This is a genomic window from Mycobacterium sp. SMC-4, from assembly GCF_025263265.1.
In the GTDB taxonomy this organism is placed as follows: Bacteria; Actinomycetota; Actinomycetes; order Mycobacteriales; family Mycobacteriaceae; genus Mycobacterium.
Genome location: NZ_CP079869.1, coordinates 3,470,517 through 3,487,281 on the forward strand (window position 1 = coordinate 3,470,517; position 16,765 = coordinate 3,487,281).

The window sequence follows — 16,765 nt, forward strand, 5'->3', positions numbered from 1 at the left end:
GGAGCGGTCGGGCCACCATCGCCGCGGCCTGCCGATTGCGCACCAGCTGTTCGCCGGCGCCGGCCAGGCAGCTGCGCACATCGGCCCAGATCTCGTCGAGTACGCCAACGGACGCGGTCAGCACCTCCCCGCGCCGCAGATAGTTCTTGTCGTACGGCAGCACCTCACGCTGCAGCGCCGACACCACCTCCCGGTAATCGGCTGAGCGTCCACCGCTCTGCGGACGGATTCCGGCCGTGCCCGCACCGGACACCCGGCGAAAGGGAGATGGTCCAGCGAAAGCAGCTGGCGGGCGAGGTGGTAGGGGTGCTGCAGCGTCGCCGACCCGGTGAGCACCAGCCCGACGCGTTCGGCACCGCACGGAAGATACTGAGCCGCTGACGATTTGCCCAGTATTCAAACCGTCGCGAGCGCAATCTCCCGCAGCGCGGCGACGGTGCGCGCGCGAGCGGTCTCGTCGCCCACGGGTAAGGCACTGAACTCGGCGACGCCGAGGTCGGCGAACTTCTGCAGGCCGAGCATCACCTCCGACTCGTTGCCGACCAAACAGAGGTCGGCGATGCTGTCGACACCCTCCTTCTCCACCATCGCGCGATACCTCGGCACCTCACGCGCCACGCTGAACGTGGAGTTCACCTCGGCGCGGGTGGCTTCGACGTCATCGGTGATGCTCACAGGGAGACCGACGATCACCTGCGGCACCGGCCGGCCTGCATCCGCCGCAGCGGTTGTGACCTGCGGAATGATCTGGCTTTCAATCACTTTCGGACCAGTCCAGGCAGTCAGCACGCCGCCTGCGAACCGGCCTGCCAAGCCGAGCATCTTGGGGCCGAGCGCCGCGAGAACGATCTGTGGAGCCTCGACGGGGAACTTCAATCGACCGACCGCCGTGATCTGCGCCCCGTGGTGCTCGACGGGCTCTCCGGCCAGCGCCGGCCCGAGTACCTCGAGGTACTCGCGCAGATACGCCGCCGGTGCGTCGTAGGAATACCCCAGCGCGTCGGCGACGACGAACTTGTGGCTGACACCGATGCCGAGAATGAATCGGCCCTGGATGGCAGCCGCTGCAGTGAGTGCCTGGCGGGCCAGGACAAAGGGGTGTTGGCCGTACACCACGGCGATCGAGGATCCCAGCTCGATGCCGGGCGTTCGAGAGCCGGCGACGGCCAGTGCGGTCAGTGCGTCCCACCCCGTCATGTCGGCTACCGGCGGCAGTTGCGGCACCCACGCGCGCGCGAATCCCGCCGCCGCGGCGTCGGCGATGCCGTCGAACACGGCGTCGAGTCCGGCATCCGGCGGCGGCACGACGGTCAGGGTGATATTCATACGGGAGGCCCATCATAGAATGTGGAGACTGTCTCCGGTGAATATACGGAGGTGGTCTCCGGTTGTCCACCTGAGCATGCGAAGGGCCTGATGAATACGACAGCCGATGCACGACCGCGCCGCGCCGACGCTGCACGCAACCGGCAATTGCTGCTGCGCTCGGCGCATGATGCCTTCGCCAAGCACGGCGTGAACGCATCACTCGATGACGTCGCCCGTGCCGCCGGCGTCGGTCCGGGAACCCTGTACCGACATTTCCCAAGCCGTGACGCGTTGGTGCTCGCCGTCATCGACGAGGGGTTGACCGCCCTGCACCGTCTCGGCACTCGACTACTCGAAGCGCCGGATCCACTTGGCGCGCTTCGGGAATGGTTGCAGGCCTACATCGAGCAGGGCGCGATCTTCACGGGCTTGGCGGCAACGCTGGCAAGCCCACCGGACCCTGGTGATGACTCGGACAGCACGTGTCAGCTCGCCCGCAAGGCGGGCGCTGCGTTGATCGACCACGCCATCTCCCACGGCGTCGTCCGCGACGATCTCACCGCGCAGGACGTGATGGACATGGCCGCGGCGATCACGTGGGTTGGCGATCAGCCTGACCGCGATGCGGCCCAGCGGGACCGGCTGCTCGCAGTACTGATCGACGGCCTGCATGCTGGCACGCCGTCACGTCGGAACCCTGTTGAGTCGGCACTTCCGTAATCAACCCAGAGCCGCGGCGTTCGCGTCGACGCGGCGACGGGCAGTGCGATCAGCGCGTGGCGTTGATCTTGTCGAGGATGACGTCCGCGACCGCGCCGCCGGGTCAGCGGTGCGCGGCGATCTTGTCGAGCATTAGCGCGGCCACGCCCGCGGCACCGCGCACGTCGCCGGTGGGGCGCGGATCTGTCAGCTCCACCTCGACGATGCAGTCGCCGGCCAGTGCAACGGCACGCAGTTGATCGGGAGCGGCGGTGCCGTGCGAGGCATGCAGGATGTTGGCCGAGACGATCCGCTGATCGAACGACACGTCGGTGACCCTGCTCAGCTCCCCTACCTGTTGGCGGGCCAGCGTCTGCCCGTTACAGCGGTGCCACGCACCGGTGAGCGTGGCGAAGAACTCCTGGGCCGCCGCCGCCGACGCCATCTGCACGATCCCGAAGTGACCGGTCACCGGGGGGCCGTCGAAGCCACCGCCGGCCCAGGTGTTGGTCGCCACCGACCGCACCGGACTGTCGTCGTAGACGACGTTCTGCAGCCGGTAAGCGGCACTGACACAGTCTGCGGGCACCACCTCGGTCTCGCCGACGTTGCGCAGCAGCATGCCGGCATCACCCTGGACGATCTGGCCCATGAAGCCGTCGGGACCCGTCCCCAACACCTGCGACAATTCCTGCGCGGTGGGCAGGACGTGCCCGAACGGCATCGCCTCCGACGGTGCTGCGGCCTCGACGATACGCACGGTGGGCCGCTGATCGACCGGTGCGCCGACACAGCCGGTCAGCGCACCGCCCACAGCCACCATCGCAGCCAGAGCCGCCCAGCGCGCTGCCGACATGCCGCCTCTTTCGTCACAGGTGCTACTTACCCTGGCGTCTTGATAGCACGCGATGGACACTCATGCGACCGCTTCGATCGACACCGGGCCGCGAAACCGACACTAGGCCCACTGGTGGCAGGTACGGACGATCGCCGCGACCGCCCCGGATCCGATCAGCTGACGGGCCGCTTCGTGATCGGCGGCGGGCGAACGATCACGCCCGAGAGGTGGAACCTGCTCGCGGAGCAACTCGTGGACAGCGCGAGTGCCGACCCCGGCGTGGCCACCGCGGCAGTCGAGTGCTTGTGCCGCACAGACCAATTCGATCGAGAGTATGCCCTGAAGTCTGTCGATCGCGTCCAGCGCCATCAAAGCACCCGTCATCCCCATGCTGACGTGGTCCTCCTGCCCACCGGATGTCGGGACATTGTCGGTGCTCACCGGATAGGCCAGAGCTCGTAACTCACTGAGAAGTGCTGCGGCGGTGTATTGGGACAGCATGTAGCCGCTCGACGCGCCCCGCCCGTCGCCTAGAAACGCCGGCAACCCACGGTTCTCCGACGGCGCCAGCAGCCGGAATATCCGGCGCTCGGCCATCGAGGCAAGGTCGGCAACCGCGATACGAAGCGTATCGAACCCCAACGCCAGCGTTTGCCCGTGGAAATTGCCTGCCGAGATGATGTGGGGCGGATCGGCGAAGACCAATGGGTTGTCGGTCACCGCGTTGATCTCGTTGTCGGCGATCTGACCGAAGAATGCTGCCCCCAATCGCGCCGATCCGTGCACTTGAGGCACGCATCTTGTCGAGTACGGGTCCTGCCTGCCGCCGCAGTATTCGGTGAGATGTTCGGAGCCGAAAGTAATGTTGTAGAGGTTCATCGCCGTCCTGGACTGCCCCTCACCCCCGCGCAATCGTTGCACCCGCGGATCGAAAGGTGATGTCGCGCTGAGCAATGCCTCCGTCGACATCGCAGCTGTCGCGTCGGCCGTGTCCAACAGCACGTCGACCCGGGCGGCGACAATGGCTGCGATCCCCGCCATGAAGTGCGTCCCGTTGAGCAGCGAAAGCCCTTCCTTGTACGACAGGGTCAGTGGTGCGATCCCGAGCTCTGCGAGCACCTGCGCACCTGTGACATGCCGACCGGAGCTGTGGAGCAGTTCCCCTTCTCCGATCAACGGCAGGAATGCGTGTGCCGACGGTGCCAGATCACCGCTGGCGCCCAGCGAACCGCTCCGAGGAACGATCGGAACAAAGCCGCTGTTGAGAATGTGGGCGATGCGTTGCAGTACTGTTGAACGGATGCCGGAGTGTGCTCGCAATAGGCCATTGAGGCGCACGATCACACCCGCGCGCACGACGTGGCTCGGTAGCGGGTCCCCCCAGCCGGCAGCATGGCTGCGCAACAGGTCATCCTGTGCGGCAGCGCTTTCGGCTGGATCGACGTCCTTGACCATGAGCGCCCCCACCCCGGTGGTGACGCCGTAGATGAGGGCCCCCTGGGCCACCAACTCATCGAGAGTGCTCCGATTGCGATCCACCGCCTTCAGGCATTCCGGTGACAGCTCGATCTGGACGGGGCCGGTCGCCGCCCAATCGAGGGCATGCCGAGACAGGTGTCCGTCCAGGACGAGCGAATCGCGCATCTCGTGACCGTGGTCTGGCGCGGTGATCTCGAAATCGAGGCGAGTCTCGCTCATGTGGACCTCATTGGCATCACCATCGGAGCCGTGTGCTCAGGCTTGGGTACCTCCATTGCCGAACCGATTCCTTCGCTGTCAGGGCAGCTCACACGTCACCACCTTCCCCGACGGGGTCATGGGGAGCGTGTCGAGCAAATGGATCACATTCGGACGCTTGTAGAAGACGAGGTGCGCCCGGCAGTGCGCGGCAATCGTTGCTGCGCTGATCTTTTCGTCCGCCACGACCGCGACGTTGACCTGTTCGCTGTCAGAGGTCGCGCTCTTGCCGTACGCCTTCACCGCGGACACTCCCGGAATTGCGGCGATGACGTCCTCGACCTCGCGCGGCACAACCTTGAGGCCATTGACGTTGATGATCTCACTCTCTCGGCCGGAGAGCAGGTAAGAGCCATCAGGGCCGCGTGACACGAGGTCGCCGGTGCGGTACCAGGACTGTTCGACACTCGAGGAGTCGACACCGTCCCCGTCGAGGTATCCGGCCATCACCATGGGCGACTGTACGAGCATCGTCTCGAAGGTGGGGTCGGTCGCCGGGCACAATCGGATGTCGACACCCTCGGCGGCGACGCCGACGGTATTCGGTTGTTCAGCCTGCTCCTGGGTTCGCGCGACTGAGATCAGGGCCGTCTCGGTCGTCCCGTACATCGGGTAGGGCCACCGCGATGTGCACTCGAAGTGCTTGCGGGCCAGTTCATGTGGCAGCGGCGCGCCCGCGGTGAACGTCCACGTCGGAACGGGTGTCGTCGGGCTGTAACTGGCCAGCAGCGATTCGAGCATCCCGGGCACGGCCGGCAGGATCGAGACCGCATGTTCCTCGATCGCACACGCCACCGTGCGGGGATGATAGCGATCGAGCGTGACGACCTGCGAGTGGTTGAGTAGCGGCGTGACCACACACATGCCGAACCCGTACACGTGTGTCATCGGCGGCGCAGCGAGCACGGTGTCGTGCCTGTCGAACCCGAGGGTGGCCAGATAGCTTCGCCCGTCGGCGACGGCGCTCGTCCCGGTGCGGACCGCGAGCTTGGGACGTCCCGTCGTGCCCGACGTGCAGTGCATGTACACGCCGCGTAGTGCACCGTCGTGGCCCTCGGACGCGGGTACCCGACCGGCGGCGAACACCAGCCAGGGCAGCACCTCGTGCCGATCGGCGACCATCCCGCCCACGCTCAACGCCTCGGGTGACTGCCGTTGGGTAATGATCACGTCGGCGTGGGCGCGCAAGGCGATCCGCTGCAACTCGTACGCCGGGGTGTCGGCATGCACCAGTATCGGGACCGCGTCGTGCTGGAGCAATCCCATGAAGAGGGCCAGCAGAATCGGGGAATTGGCCGCCGACAACACCACGCGGTCTGCACCCCCGACACCCCAATCGGCCAGCCAGCGCGTCACCGCGGCGGCGCCGCGGCGCAATTCGGCAGCCGGATACCGGTGTCGAGCCGCTAGGTCGATCCAGCCTCCCTGGTACTCGGCGAAAGCCTCCAAAAGCCCGTTGGCGTCTGCACCGCGGGCGGTCACCAGATGATCCTCGCCGTGTCGTCGTTGGCCGACGAGTTCAGACCTGCGACCGCGGCGGCGATGATGCCGGCGGCGCCGCGGTCGACGCGTGTCGCGCGCAACTGAAGTCGGGTCAGGGAACTGAAGGTGCACAGGTCGGGCACACAGCTATCGGTGACAGCGGTGTAGCCCAGGTGCAGCCGGGTCAGGCTCCCGGCGAGCGGCTTCAACGCGCTGACCCCGCGATCGCCGACCTGGGTTTCCTCCAAACCCAACTCCCGCAGCGTGGCGATCGTCGCGATGGCTTCGACGTCGTTGTCACCCAACGGTGTTGACGCGAGGTTGAGCACCGTCAGGCGGGGTGCGCGGGCGAGCGCGGCAACCGCACCCGACGTCAGAGCGGTGTAGCCGAGGTGCAGTGTGTGCAGCCTCGGAAGCGTTGCGATGACGTCGAGCACCGGCCCGGTGATCGAGGTGCCCGCAAGATTGAGCACCTCCAGGTTGTGGCACTCGGCCAGCACGGCGAGGTCGGCGTCGTCGAGCTGGGTGTTGAAAAGATCGAGGAATGTCACCTCGGGGAAAGCGCTCAGCGTCGAGATGCCTGAGCCGGTGAGGCTTCGGCAGCTGGCCAGGGACAGCGCGGTGATCCGCGCTTGGCGCAGCCCCTCGATGAGCACCGGAAGATACTTGTCGCCGATCCGAAAGTCCGGGTGGCGCACATAGCGTCCGTTCGGCAGTCGCAGGGCATCGGCGAGAAAAGTATCGCCGTCCTCATCGAGGTTGTCACCGAGGAACTGGTCGATGCCCCAGAAATCGTGTCGGTAAACCCGCAACGCCACATCGGTGGCCACGGTCACGATGAACTCCCTCCCCCTAGACAATTCCCGTCGCCCGAACCGGCTGCTACGCCGACGGGCTGCACCGGAGCGACTGCCGACGTGCTCGACAGAAAAACCTTACGATCGAACACCGTGCAGCGCGGCAGCTCGGATCCGGACACTCGTGGCGCCTGAGACGCTCCAGACACATGCGGCTCTCGGTCGATTTCCACTCCGAGGCTGTACAGCTGCGCAGCGGCACGCAGCACGGCGACGTCGTCGTCGAGATCTGGCCGCAGGGTAGTGATGATCGGAATATCCGGTCCAAGAGTGGATCTGGCCACATCTGCCAGATGAGGCGCGGGTCCGAGCTCGACCACCGCGTCGATGTCCATCGCCTTCACTGTTTCCAGGCACAGATGGAATTCGACGGTACGGCGGAGGTGACCGCGGACATAGGACGCCGACATCTGCTGCAGGCGCGCCCCCGAGACGTTCGAGACGAGCGGGATACGCGGAGCACGGAAGGTCAGTCCAGACGCGTATTCGGTGAAGGCGGCGATGTCGTCGGCCGGCGGGGACTGCGGCGGAGGAGACACCGCCACCTCGCCGTAGCGGATATTCCTGTCGGACAGAACTGATGACAGTTTGGCGAGATCGGACCGAGGCACCGACACCACCACGCTGTGGGGACCGTAAACGACCGCAACGTCAACATCTGCGAGTCCGTGCGCAGCAGCGAGGTGACCGAGGTCCTCTTCGCTTGCCGCCACCGAGACCATCGCGGTGTCGGCAGCAGCTCGGTGCATCAACGCGCCGCGCCGACACACCAGACGGGCAGCATCCCGTAGGGCGATCACACCGGCGACGACGCTGGCGACGAGTTCGCCCACGCCACAGCCCAGAACCACCGACGGATTCAGCTGCGCGGCACCGAAAGACTGCGCCAGTGCGTAGCCGACCGCGAAGATCGCGGGTTGGCGGTACCGCGGCTGCGCAAGCCAGAGGTCCGCACCTGGCGGCGTCTCGGACAGCAGGGTCGGCAACGGCCGGTCCAGCTCGGTGTCCATCACATTCGCGACCTCGTCGAACGCGGTGCGGAACAGCGAATCGGATTGATAGAGGCCGGTCGCCATCCCGGTGTGATGACTGCCCTCACCGGTGAACAGCAGGGCGATTCGCGGACGCTTCGCCGACGATCCGTTCCAGCCGCCGGCCTCGACTGCGGCCCCGGTGCTGAATCGTCGCAACGCCGAGATCGCCTCCGCCGCGGTGGTCACCACACATGCGAACCGCTGCGCCCCACGAGCGTCCAGACGACGTAAATGGGATGCCACGGCAGCCAGATCTGCGGACGGGGTCGCTCGTAGATACCGCGCCAGACGCCCGGCCGTATCGCGCAACTCGTCTGTCTTGCGCGCCGAGAACGCAAGCATCAGTGGACCGGTTCGGCTCGGCGTCTCTGCGTCGGTCGCCGGCGCCGGGGTGATGATCACGTGGGCGTTGGTCCCGCTGAAACCAAAGGAACTCACCGCGATCCCAGCCCGGCTGGGCGGCAGGGGACGCCGGACGTCTGCGATCGCCAATGGGTTGCTGTCAAAGCCCAGATGTCGACTGGCGCGATGGAAATGCAACTGCGGGAATACTTCGTTCATCTGGACCTCGAGTACGGCCTTGATCAGACCGGCGATTCCGGCGCTGGCCTCCAGATGACCGATATTGGTCTTGACCGAACCGACCGCGACCCGGTGGCCGGGCGGCCGACTGCCGATGACCGAGCTCAGCGCGTTGAACTCGATTGCGTCTCCGAGCAAGGTACCGGTGCCGTGGGCCTCGACGCAGCCCAGGTCGTCGGCTTGCATTCCAGCAGCCTGCAATGCCCGCCTGATGACCGCCTGTTGCGCCGGGCCGTTGGGCGCGGCCATCCCGTGGCTGCGTCCGTTGTGGTTGACTGCGCTGCCAGATATCAGCGCCAACACCGGGTCGCCGTCGCGCTGCGCGTCCGCGATCCGCTTGAGCATGACCAGCCCGCAACCCTCGCCGCGGCCGTACCCGTCGGCGCGGTCGTCGAAGGTCTTGCACCGGCCATCGGGAGCCAACATGCCGGCCTGTGAAAACGTGATGTGAACGGTTGGCGAGAACATCGCATTGACACCGCCGGCCAGCGCCGCATCCACCTCACCGCTGGCCAACGCACCGCAGGCGCGATGCACGGCCACAAGGGCGCTCGAACAGGCTGTGTCGATGCTCTCCGCAGCGCCGTTGAGATCGAAGTGATAGGCCAGTCGGCCCGCGGCCGCGCTGTGCGCGAGCCCCGTGCCCAGCAGCCCGTCGCGGTCCTGGGCAGAAAACCGCTCGTAGTAATCAAACGTCGAAATACCCACGTAGACACCGGTTGCTGTGCCGGCCATCGATTCCATGCTCAGGCCGGCCGATGCCAGAGTTTCGTGACCGACCTCCAGAAGGACCCGATGCTGGGGGTCCATCCGCTCCGCCTCCTCGGGCGAGATGGCGAACAACTCGTTGTCGAAAGCGGCGAAATCCGAGCAGAATCCACCGTGCCGGACCGGCGTCTTGCCCCTGACGCCCGGCGTCTCCGAATAGTAGGCGTCCGCGTCCCAGCGTTCGGACGGAACAGACCCCACCGCGTCGACACCGTGCAGGAGTAGATCACGAAACTGGCCGACCGTCTCTGCGCCGGGAAACCGGCACGCCATGCCGATCACGGCGATGGGCTCGTCCTTGGCGATCATTGCCCGTGCCAAGTTTGCTAGGCGGCGTTTCCCGGCTCCGGCAGATGCGTTCTGGTGCGGCCGCGTCGTCGACATCGTCGCTACCCCTCCAGAATCCGCTCGAGCAAGTCGCGCTGGGCGGTCTCGGGCAATGACTCGATCTGCCTCAACAGATTCGACACGACGTCCTCGTCGAGGACCCCAGACGCCGGCTGAGCGACCACATCGTCCACAACATCGGTGTCGGTGTCGGCGTCCCCGCCGAGCCCGAGCTGGTCGTAGGCGAGATGTTCGGCAAGCGACGACAGCGTCGGGTAGTCGAAGAGCAACGTGGCCGACAACGTCAGGCCGAGCCGTCGACCGAGAGCGTTACGCAGCTCCACAGCCATCAGCGAATCAAGCCCCAGGGCCTCCAGCGGCGCATGGACGTCGATGACAAGCTCCGAGTCCAGATAGAGCATCTTGCGGATCTCGTCCTCGATCAATGCCGCGACTGTTTCGACGGTGGCTGACGAGAGGTCGATACCACCGGCGTCGGCGCTGCGCCGACGCTGCACAGCCCCACCCAGTCTGCTGAGCGTGACGCGCAGGTGCTCGGGCGCCTGCGGCAGGTAGCGCGCCCAGTTCGCCGGCAGGACCGCGACCTGGCAGTGGTCTAAGCCGAGCAGAGCCGTGAACGCTTCGGCGCCGTCCGGCGGCGCGATGGGATCGATTCCCGATGCCTTGATGGCCGCCAACAGTGCGCCGCCGTCACGAGCAGCCATCCCGATGTCGCCGAAACCGCCCCAGTTGATGCTCAGTGCGGGAAGGCCATGGCTGCGGCGATGATGGGCAAGCGCGTCCATGTATGCGTTGGCAGTTGCATAGTTCGCCTGGCCCACGGTGCCGAGCAGCGCGGTCACCGACGAGAACATCACGAAGTAGTCCAGACCGGCGTTGAGGGTGGCGGCGTGCAGGTTGTGCGCGCCGGCGACCTTCGCCGCCAATACCTGCTGCATCGATTCCCAGCTCTGCTGGGCCAACAATCGATCGTCCAGAACCCCTGCAGCATGGATGATTCCGCGCAGCGGCGGGTACTGCGATCTGATCCTATGCACCACGCCGTACACCTGATCGCGGTCAGCTACGTCGCAGGGCAGGATGACGAGTCTGCGTCCGGTGGGGTCCAGCTTGTGCACCGTGTCCGCCACATCGGCCGCGGCGACGTTGCGGCCGGTCAGCACCACCTTCGATGCACCCGCGTCGAGCAACGTCTGTGCGGTCAGCTGTCCCAGCGCGCCGAGACCGCCGGTGACCAGATACGTTCCCGGCCCGGCATCGAACTCTGGATCGGCACACGGGCCGAATCGCAATGCCAGCTTGCCGACATGTCGGCCACCGGCCATCTGACGGAACGCTTGCACGGCGTCGGAGGCATCGAACTGCTGTGTGGGCAACGGGTGCAGCTTGCCGCTGACGATCCGAACCAGAACGTCGTCGAGCATCGTCCGCAGTTGCTGATCGGGCAGATCGTTGAGATCGAAATGGAAGTACCGGATTCCCTCAGGCACTTCCGCCGCGCTCAGCACTGTGACCTTCCCGATCTCGACGAAGCGCCCGCCGCTTGCCATGGTGCGCAGCGTGGCCGGGACGAACTCGTGCGCCAAGGAGTTGAGCACGACATCGACACCGCGCCCTTCGGTGAGTTCGAGCACCTGGTGCTCGAAGTCCAGCGTGCGCGAATCCAGTACATGCGCCACACCGCGTGCATGGAGCAACGCACGCTTACGCCGGCTGCCTGCCGTGGCGATGATCTTTGCCCCACAGGCCTGTGCGCATTGCACCGCGGCTTGTCCGACCCCACCGGCAGCCGCGTGGATCAGGATGGTCTCTCCCGGGCGTAGCTTGGCCAGATTGTTGAGCGCGTGCTCGGCGGTCAAGAAGGCAACAGGCAGAGTGGCGGCGTGTGCTGCGGTGAGATCGGAAGGCCGCGCAACCACCCTGGCGGCCTTCGCGTTGACGATCGACCGGAATGCTCCGCCGGTGAGCGCGATGACGGGATCCCCCACGGTGAAACCGGATACTTGGGCCCCTACCGCGGTCACCCGCGCTGCGCATTCCTTACCCAAGGGTTCGGGATCGCCTGGATAGACGCCCAGCGCATTCATCACATCCCGGAAATTCACACCGGCGGCTTCGACGGCCAGTTGCAGTTCGTCGTCGGCCGGTGCGGGTGCGGCGCAAGGCTCCAGTACCAGCTCGTCGAGCACACCTGGTCTGCGGGACGTCAGTGCGTACGCGGGCGCCGAGGGTTGGTCGAGTGATGTCGGATCACTGAGTTCCAACAGCCGGAACACGTATCGATCTTTCCCGCGCAGCGCAGCCTGCCACTCCTGGTCGCTTGACTGTAGCGCGGCCAACAGCGCATCTGCTTCTTCTGCGCCGATGTCACCGCCACTATCGAGATCGACCATGCTGCAGTGGAGTTCGGGATGTTCGACACCGATGACGCGACCAAGACCCCAGACCGCGGCCTGCGCAGGAACCCCCTGTTCGGTGTCGAGAACCCGATGCGCCCCGCGGGTCACCACGGTCAAGTCAGGCGGTTGGGCGCCCTGCTGCGACAGCAGCGTCTGCGTCACGTGCAAGACGCCGCCGGCTGTCGAGCGGAGGAAGGCCGTCGTGGCGTCGACGTCGAGACAGTCGGCGGCGACGTTCCCGCCTGCCTGTCCCGACAACCCCACCTCGAGACCCGCGGGCCAGAGGCACACCACACGATCGAACCGCTGCGCCCTCGACAGAACTCCGCGGACGGCACTCGTCACGCTGTCGGGACAGCCGGGATCGAGCGTGCCATCACGGCCGTCGTCAGCGACGGCGAGCAGCGTCGGTGTCACATCGCGAGCCTTCAACGCCGCGACGGTGCTGCGGGTCAGTTCGTCCGCACCACCGATCACAAGCCAGCTTTGGCCGGCGAACTGGTCGCGATGGGCAGCGGAAATCTCAGCAGCCTTCTCCCACAGAGGAATCAGGAATGCGCCGGTGATCGATGATCGCGTGAGCTTGCGCAAAGCGTCGCTGTCCGCGCGCTGCAGGGTCAACCCGTGCAGCCTCATCGCCAGCATCCCCGCATGGTGGACGTCGATATCGGCGCTCAGCGCGTCGGGGCTGTTGGTGGGTCGCACCCGCACATGGCACAACGCGTCACAGAGTGACTGGCGGTCATCGCCCCGACTCAGCGCCTGAAGGCGGCGCCCGAGTTCGATGCGGTCCACCCCGACCGGCAAGAACGCTCCCGGGGCCACCTCGAGTCCCCGCTGCGCCGCGCCGATCGCGTGCAGGCACGCGTCGAGCAGCGCAGGGTGGATGAGGTAGGGCCCGGCGGACACATGTCCGGGTAGCACGACATCGGCCACGGCTTCCGCCGGGCGCGCGACGGAGCCCTGCAACGTACGAAGTCCGCGGAATGAGTCGCCGTAGTCGAGTCCCTCGGCGGCCAGGTCCAGGTAGTGCTTCTCGATGTCCATGACGTCAGCGAAGGAGTGGCGCATTGCGTCGCTGTCGACGCTCGTCGGCGCCCCGTCACCGGCCGGGCCCAGCACCGCGGTCGCTGTCGCGTGCCGCTCCCAAGACTGGCCGGTCGATGGCGAATCAGGATGACGACCAAATACTTCGACACGGATCGCGCCATCGTCGTCGAGTTCGAATCGGGTGCAGAAGGTCCGTCGTCCATCGTCCGGCAGCACCGCAGCTCGCTCGAAAATCACCCCGCGGAGTTCGACGCTGTCATCTGGCCATTCGCACTGCACCGCTTCGAGCATCATCTCGACGAACGCCGCACCGGGGAACACCGGGGTTCCGGCCACTCGGTGGTCAGCCAGGTAGGGAAATTGATCGAAGTCGACGGTGGTGGTGTACAAGTCCGGATCGGGCGGCGCCGGGCTGCGTTTCTGCGCCAAAGGTCTAAGGTGGTTCTCTGGACTGCTCTGTGACCACAACGGAGCCGTATCGCTGAACCAGAAGAACTTGCGCTCGAACGGCATTGTGGGCAACGATATTCGCCGCTGCTCTCGACCGGCATAGAAAGTTGACCAGTCCGGTTGCACTCCCGCGCAGTACAGCGACGCCACAGCCCGCAACGCCGATTCGGCGCCGTCGCGCCCGCGCACCTGCGTACCGACCACGTGACCGTCAGGCACGAGCTGAGAGACCAACTGGGACAGCACCGGATGCGGTCCGATCTCCACGAACACGTTGCAACCGTCCGCGGCCAGTGACGCCACGCCAGGCGCGAACTGAACGGGTTGACGTATGTGGTCGCGGAAGTAGCGGCTGTCGAGTGTGTCCGGCTCGGCGGGCAGGCCGGTGAGGTTGCACATCAATGGGAGTTTCGGCGGGGTGAAGGAGATCTGGCGCGCGCTGATCTCGAACTCGTCCAAGATGGAATCCATGTGTGGCGAATGAAACGCGTGCGACACCGTCAGGCGGGTGCTCCGGATATCGAGCGCTTCCGCCGCCTCGATGATGTGGTCGATCGCCGTACTGTCCCCGCTCAGCACTGTGCTCCGGGGACCGTTGATGGCGCCGAAACCGACGACATCGGCGAATGGAGCCAGCAGTCCGGCCATCTGCTCGGCGGGTGCCGAGAACGCCACCATGGCGCCCCCGGGCTGCGCAGACGCCATGCAGCTGCTCCGCCGTTCGACCAGCCATAGCGCGTCCTCGAGCGACAGCACACCTGCGGTGCACGCGGCAGCGTACTCGCCAATGCTGTGGCCGATGACCGCATCCGGGACGATTCCCCAACTCGCCAGGAGTTCAGTCATCGCGTACTGGAACGCGAACAGGCAGGGCTGCGCGTAGCGGGTGTCATGAATCGTGCCGCCGTTGTCGAACATCACCTCGAACAGCGGTTGATCGAACCGGCCATCCAGCAGCTCGGCGCAGCGCGTCAGCGCATCCCGGAAGATCGGCTCGCTGTCGAACAGGTGCCGGCCCATCCCCGGTGTCTGAGACCCCTGACCCGAGTACAGGAATGCGACTCGGGGAGCCTTGAGGGCTCGGCCCACGACGAGATTGTTGTGGTCGCGACCGGCCGCCGCGGCGGCAAGGCCTTCCCGGGCATTCTTCGCAGACGAGCACACGATGGCGGTCCGGCGCTCAAAGGGTGACCGACCCACCGCGAGCGTATAGGCGACGTCGGCCAACTCGGCACTTGGCGACGCACGCAGAAACCGGTCCAGATTCCCGGCGATGGCGCCCAACGCCGAATCTGTCTTGGCGGACAAGCAAAGTAGCTGATGTGTGCGCTCGGTCTCGCCGCGCCGCCCGAAGCCCTGCCCTTGTTCGAGCAGCACATGTGCGTTGGTCCCGGAAAACCCGAATCCGCTGACTCCGGCGAGACGTCGCCCACCGGCCGAGGGCTGCCACGGGACGCGCTGCACCGGTACGCGTGCCGGGGCCCCGGCCAGGTCGAGGGCGGGATTCATCGATCCTGCATGCAGATTGGGCGCGATCTCACAGCGCTGCAGATTCAGGACCGTCTTGATGAGGCCGGCCATTCCGGCCGCTTGCTCGAGATGTCCCAGATTGGTCTTGACCGCTCCAAGTGTGAGCCGATTCCGTCCAGCGGCGCCGAACGCCGACATGATGCCCTCGACTTCCTTGGGGTCGCCGACTGGTGTGCCGGTACCGTGGGTCTCGACAAAGGTGATGTCTTCGGGCTGTATTCCGCTCTTGCCCAGCGCCAATTCGAGGACCTCGTACTGCGCCGTTGCCGACGGTGCGATCAATGCGGGGGTATGTCCGTCGTGGTTGATCGCGGTGGCCCGCACCACCGCCCGCTCGGTCATACCCAGTTCCCGGGCCGTGCCGCGGGGCATCACGATCAGCGCACCGCTACCTTCCGAGCGGGCGAAGCCGTCGGCATCCTCGGCGAAAGTCTTGCAGCGGCCATCCGGCGACAAGACATTGATCTCGGACAGCAGGAGGTGCTGGATCGGGTTGACGATAGCTTGTGATGCCGCCACCACCGCCATGTCACATTCGCCTGCAGCGAGGCTTTGGCACGCCATGTGCAGAGCGACGAGTGAACTCGAGCATGCGGTGTCGAGGGCAATCACAGGACCGGCGAGATCGAGGAAATGCGCGATCCGGCCGGCAGCCATACACAGCAAGCCGTTGACGCCGCCATAACCCGCCCGGGTGAAGTTCGGCGCCAGGTACTCGTTCTGGGCGGGGCCGACGAATACTCCGGTTCTGCTGCCGCGCAGAGACAACGGAGCGATGCCGGCATCCTCCAGGGCTGTCCATGTGGTTTCGAGCAGCATTCGGTGCTGCGGATCCATCCCGCGCGCCTCGGCCTCGCTGATGCCGAAGAACGCGGCGTCGAATCCGCACATATCGTGCACGAATCCGCCGCGACGCGTGCTCATCATTCCCTCGGCCGGCTCGGACGAATAGAGCTCGTCGACGTTCCAACGCTCGGCCGGTATCTCGGATGTCGCGTCGACACCGCTTTCCAGGATCGACCAGTAGGAGTCGAGATCGTCTGCGCCGCCAGGGAAACGACATGCCATACCGACGATCACGGGCTGACTGTCCGGTGCAACCACTACGCGGCCCGCTTCGGCCGGAAGTCGCGCAGCGCCCCGAAACCGCGTCCATCCATATCCAGGAATTCACGCAAACCGACCGTCGCCCCCCTCGATCCTGACTTACGAGTAACGTTACTGTTTGGTCATATCGATCCCCGGGAGCGTAACCTACGCGACCGTATGATGTGCAACTCTTCTGACGGATCTTTGCGGATTTAGCAATCGCCGACGCGTCACCGACCGGAGCCGGGTTCGATGCCATCGCACGCGATTACGGGGCAAGTCCGGGTAGCCGTGTCGAGGCCGGTGGCGTCCCGCGCACTCACCACACCAACCCAAGAACGACGAGGTGGCGTGCGTGCGGATGGCCGATAATCCATTGCGCAGCAATCGGGTTGCTGGGAAATGAGCATTTACGCCGGGAAACCAATATCCCAGGCCCGATGGCGCAACGGCACTGCACAGCAGCCGCGCATCCACGCAGTCACTGTGACTACAGGTTGTCCGACGGTGTCCCCCAGCTACTCCCGCTTCGCCGATCCGGTCACCGCACCGTTACCTCAGCAAATTTGGCCCGGTAGCTGTCGGCGATCTGCT

The 16,765-nt window shown here is 65.8% G+C and carries 8 protein-coding genes; 1 reads left to right on the top strand and 7 read right to left on the bottom strand.

All coding sequences use genetic code 11. The features are described from left to right. Positions 1 to 396 precede the first annotated feature (396 nt). Positions 397 to 1,326 carry an LLM class flavin-dependent oxidoreductase gene (locus KXD98_RS16440; protein ID WP_260759434.1) on the bottom strand — a complete coding sequence of 310 codons (930 nt, stop codon included), beginning with the start codon at positions 1,324 to 1,326 and terminating at the stop codon, positions 397 to 399. 90 nt (positions 1,327 to 1,416) lie between these two features. Here KXD98_RS16440 and KXD98_RS16445 point away from each other — a divergent pair, with 90 nt between their 5' ends. Further along, positions 1,417 to 2,028, top strand: a complete 612-nt coding sequence (locus KXD98_RS16445; protein WP_260759435.1) for a TetR/AcrR family transcriptional regulator — start codon at positions 1,417 to 1,419, stop codon at positions 2,026 to 2,028. 103 nt (positions 2,029 to 2,131) lie between these two features. Here the strand turns inward: KXD98_RS16445 and KXD98_RS16450 are convergent, their stop codons facing one another. From KXD98_RS16450 to KXD98_RS16475, 6 genes are all read right to left on the bottom strand, one after another. Beyond that, the gene (locus KXD98_RS16450; RefSeq protein WP_260759436.1) at positions 2,132 to 2,863 is read right to left on the bottom strand and encodes a sensor domain-containing protein; all 732 of its coding nucleotides are present in this window, start codon (positions 2,861 to 2,863) and stop codon (positions 2,132 to 2,134) included. A gap of 102 nt (positions 2,864 to 2,965) precedes the next feature. Further along, positions 2,966 to 4,543, bottom strand: coding sequence for a histidine ammonia-lyase (gene hutH / locus KXD98_RS16455; RefSeq protein WP_260759437.1), 1,578 nt, complete (start codon positions 4,541 to 4,543; stop codon positions 2,966 to 2,968). 78 nt (positions 4,544 to 4,621) lie between these two features. After that, positions 4,622 to 6,064 (bottom strand): class I adenylate-forming enzyme family protein, encoded by a 1,443-nt coding sequence (locus KXD98_RS16460; protein WP_260759438.1) that lies wholly within the window; start codon positions 6,062 to 6,064, stop codon positions 4,622 to 4,624. Next, positions 6,061 to 6,900, bottom strand: coding sequence for a leucine-rich repeat domain-containing protein (locus tag KXD98_RS16465; RefSeq protein WP_260759439.1), 840 nt, complete (start codon positions 6,898 to 6,900; stop codon positions 6,061 to 6,063). The genes KXD98_RS16460 and KXD98_RS16465 overlap by 4 nt, the downstream gene beginning before the upstream one ends. Next, positions 6,897 to 9,614 carry a type I polyketide synthase gene (locus KXD98_RS16470; protein WP_260759440.1) on the bottom strand — a complete coding sequence of 906 codons (2,718 nt, stop codon included), beginning with the start codon at positions 9,612 to 9,614 and terminating at the stop codon, positions 6,897 to 6,899. Before KXD98_RS16470 ends, KXD98_RS16465 begins: the two co-directional genes overlap by 4 nt. Positions 9,615 to 9,694: 80 nt before the next feature. Next, a complete protein-coding gene (locus tag KXD98_RS16475; protein ID WP_260759441.1) occupies positions 9,695 to 16,162 on the bottom strand; it encodes a type I polyketide synthase in 6,468 nt (2,155 codons plus the stop codon). Positions 16,163 to 16,765: the final 603 nt, after the last annotated feature.

What these genes read in the sequence shown, in the direction of transcription:
- KXD98_RS16450 (WP_260759436.1), bottom strand. Translation starts at nt 2,863, where the DNA reads ATGTCGGCAGCGCGCTGGGCGGCTCTGGCTGCGATGGTGGCTGTGGGC.
- hutH (WP_260759437.1), bottom strand. Translation starts at nt 4,543, where the DNA reads ATGAGCGAGACTCGCCTCGATTTCGAGATCACCGCGCCAGACCACGGT.
- KXD98_RS16440 (WP_260759434.1), bottom strand. Translation starts at nt 1,326, where the DNA reads ATGAATATCACCCTGACCGTCGTGCCGCCGCCGGATGCCGGACTCGAC.
- KXD98_RS16470 (WP_260759440.1), bottom strand. Translation starts at nt 9,614, where the DNA reads ATGATCGCCAAGGACGAGCCCATCGCCGTGATCGGCATGGCGTGCCGG.
- KXD98_RS16445 (WP_260759435.1), top strand. Translation starts at nt 1,417, where the DNA reads ATGAATACGACAGCCGATGCACGACCGCGCCGCGCCGACGCTGCACGC.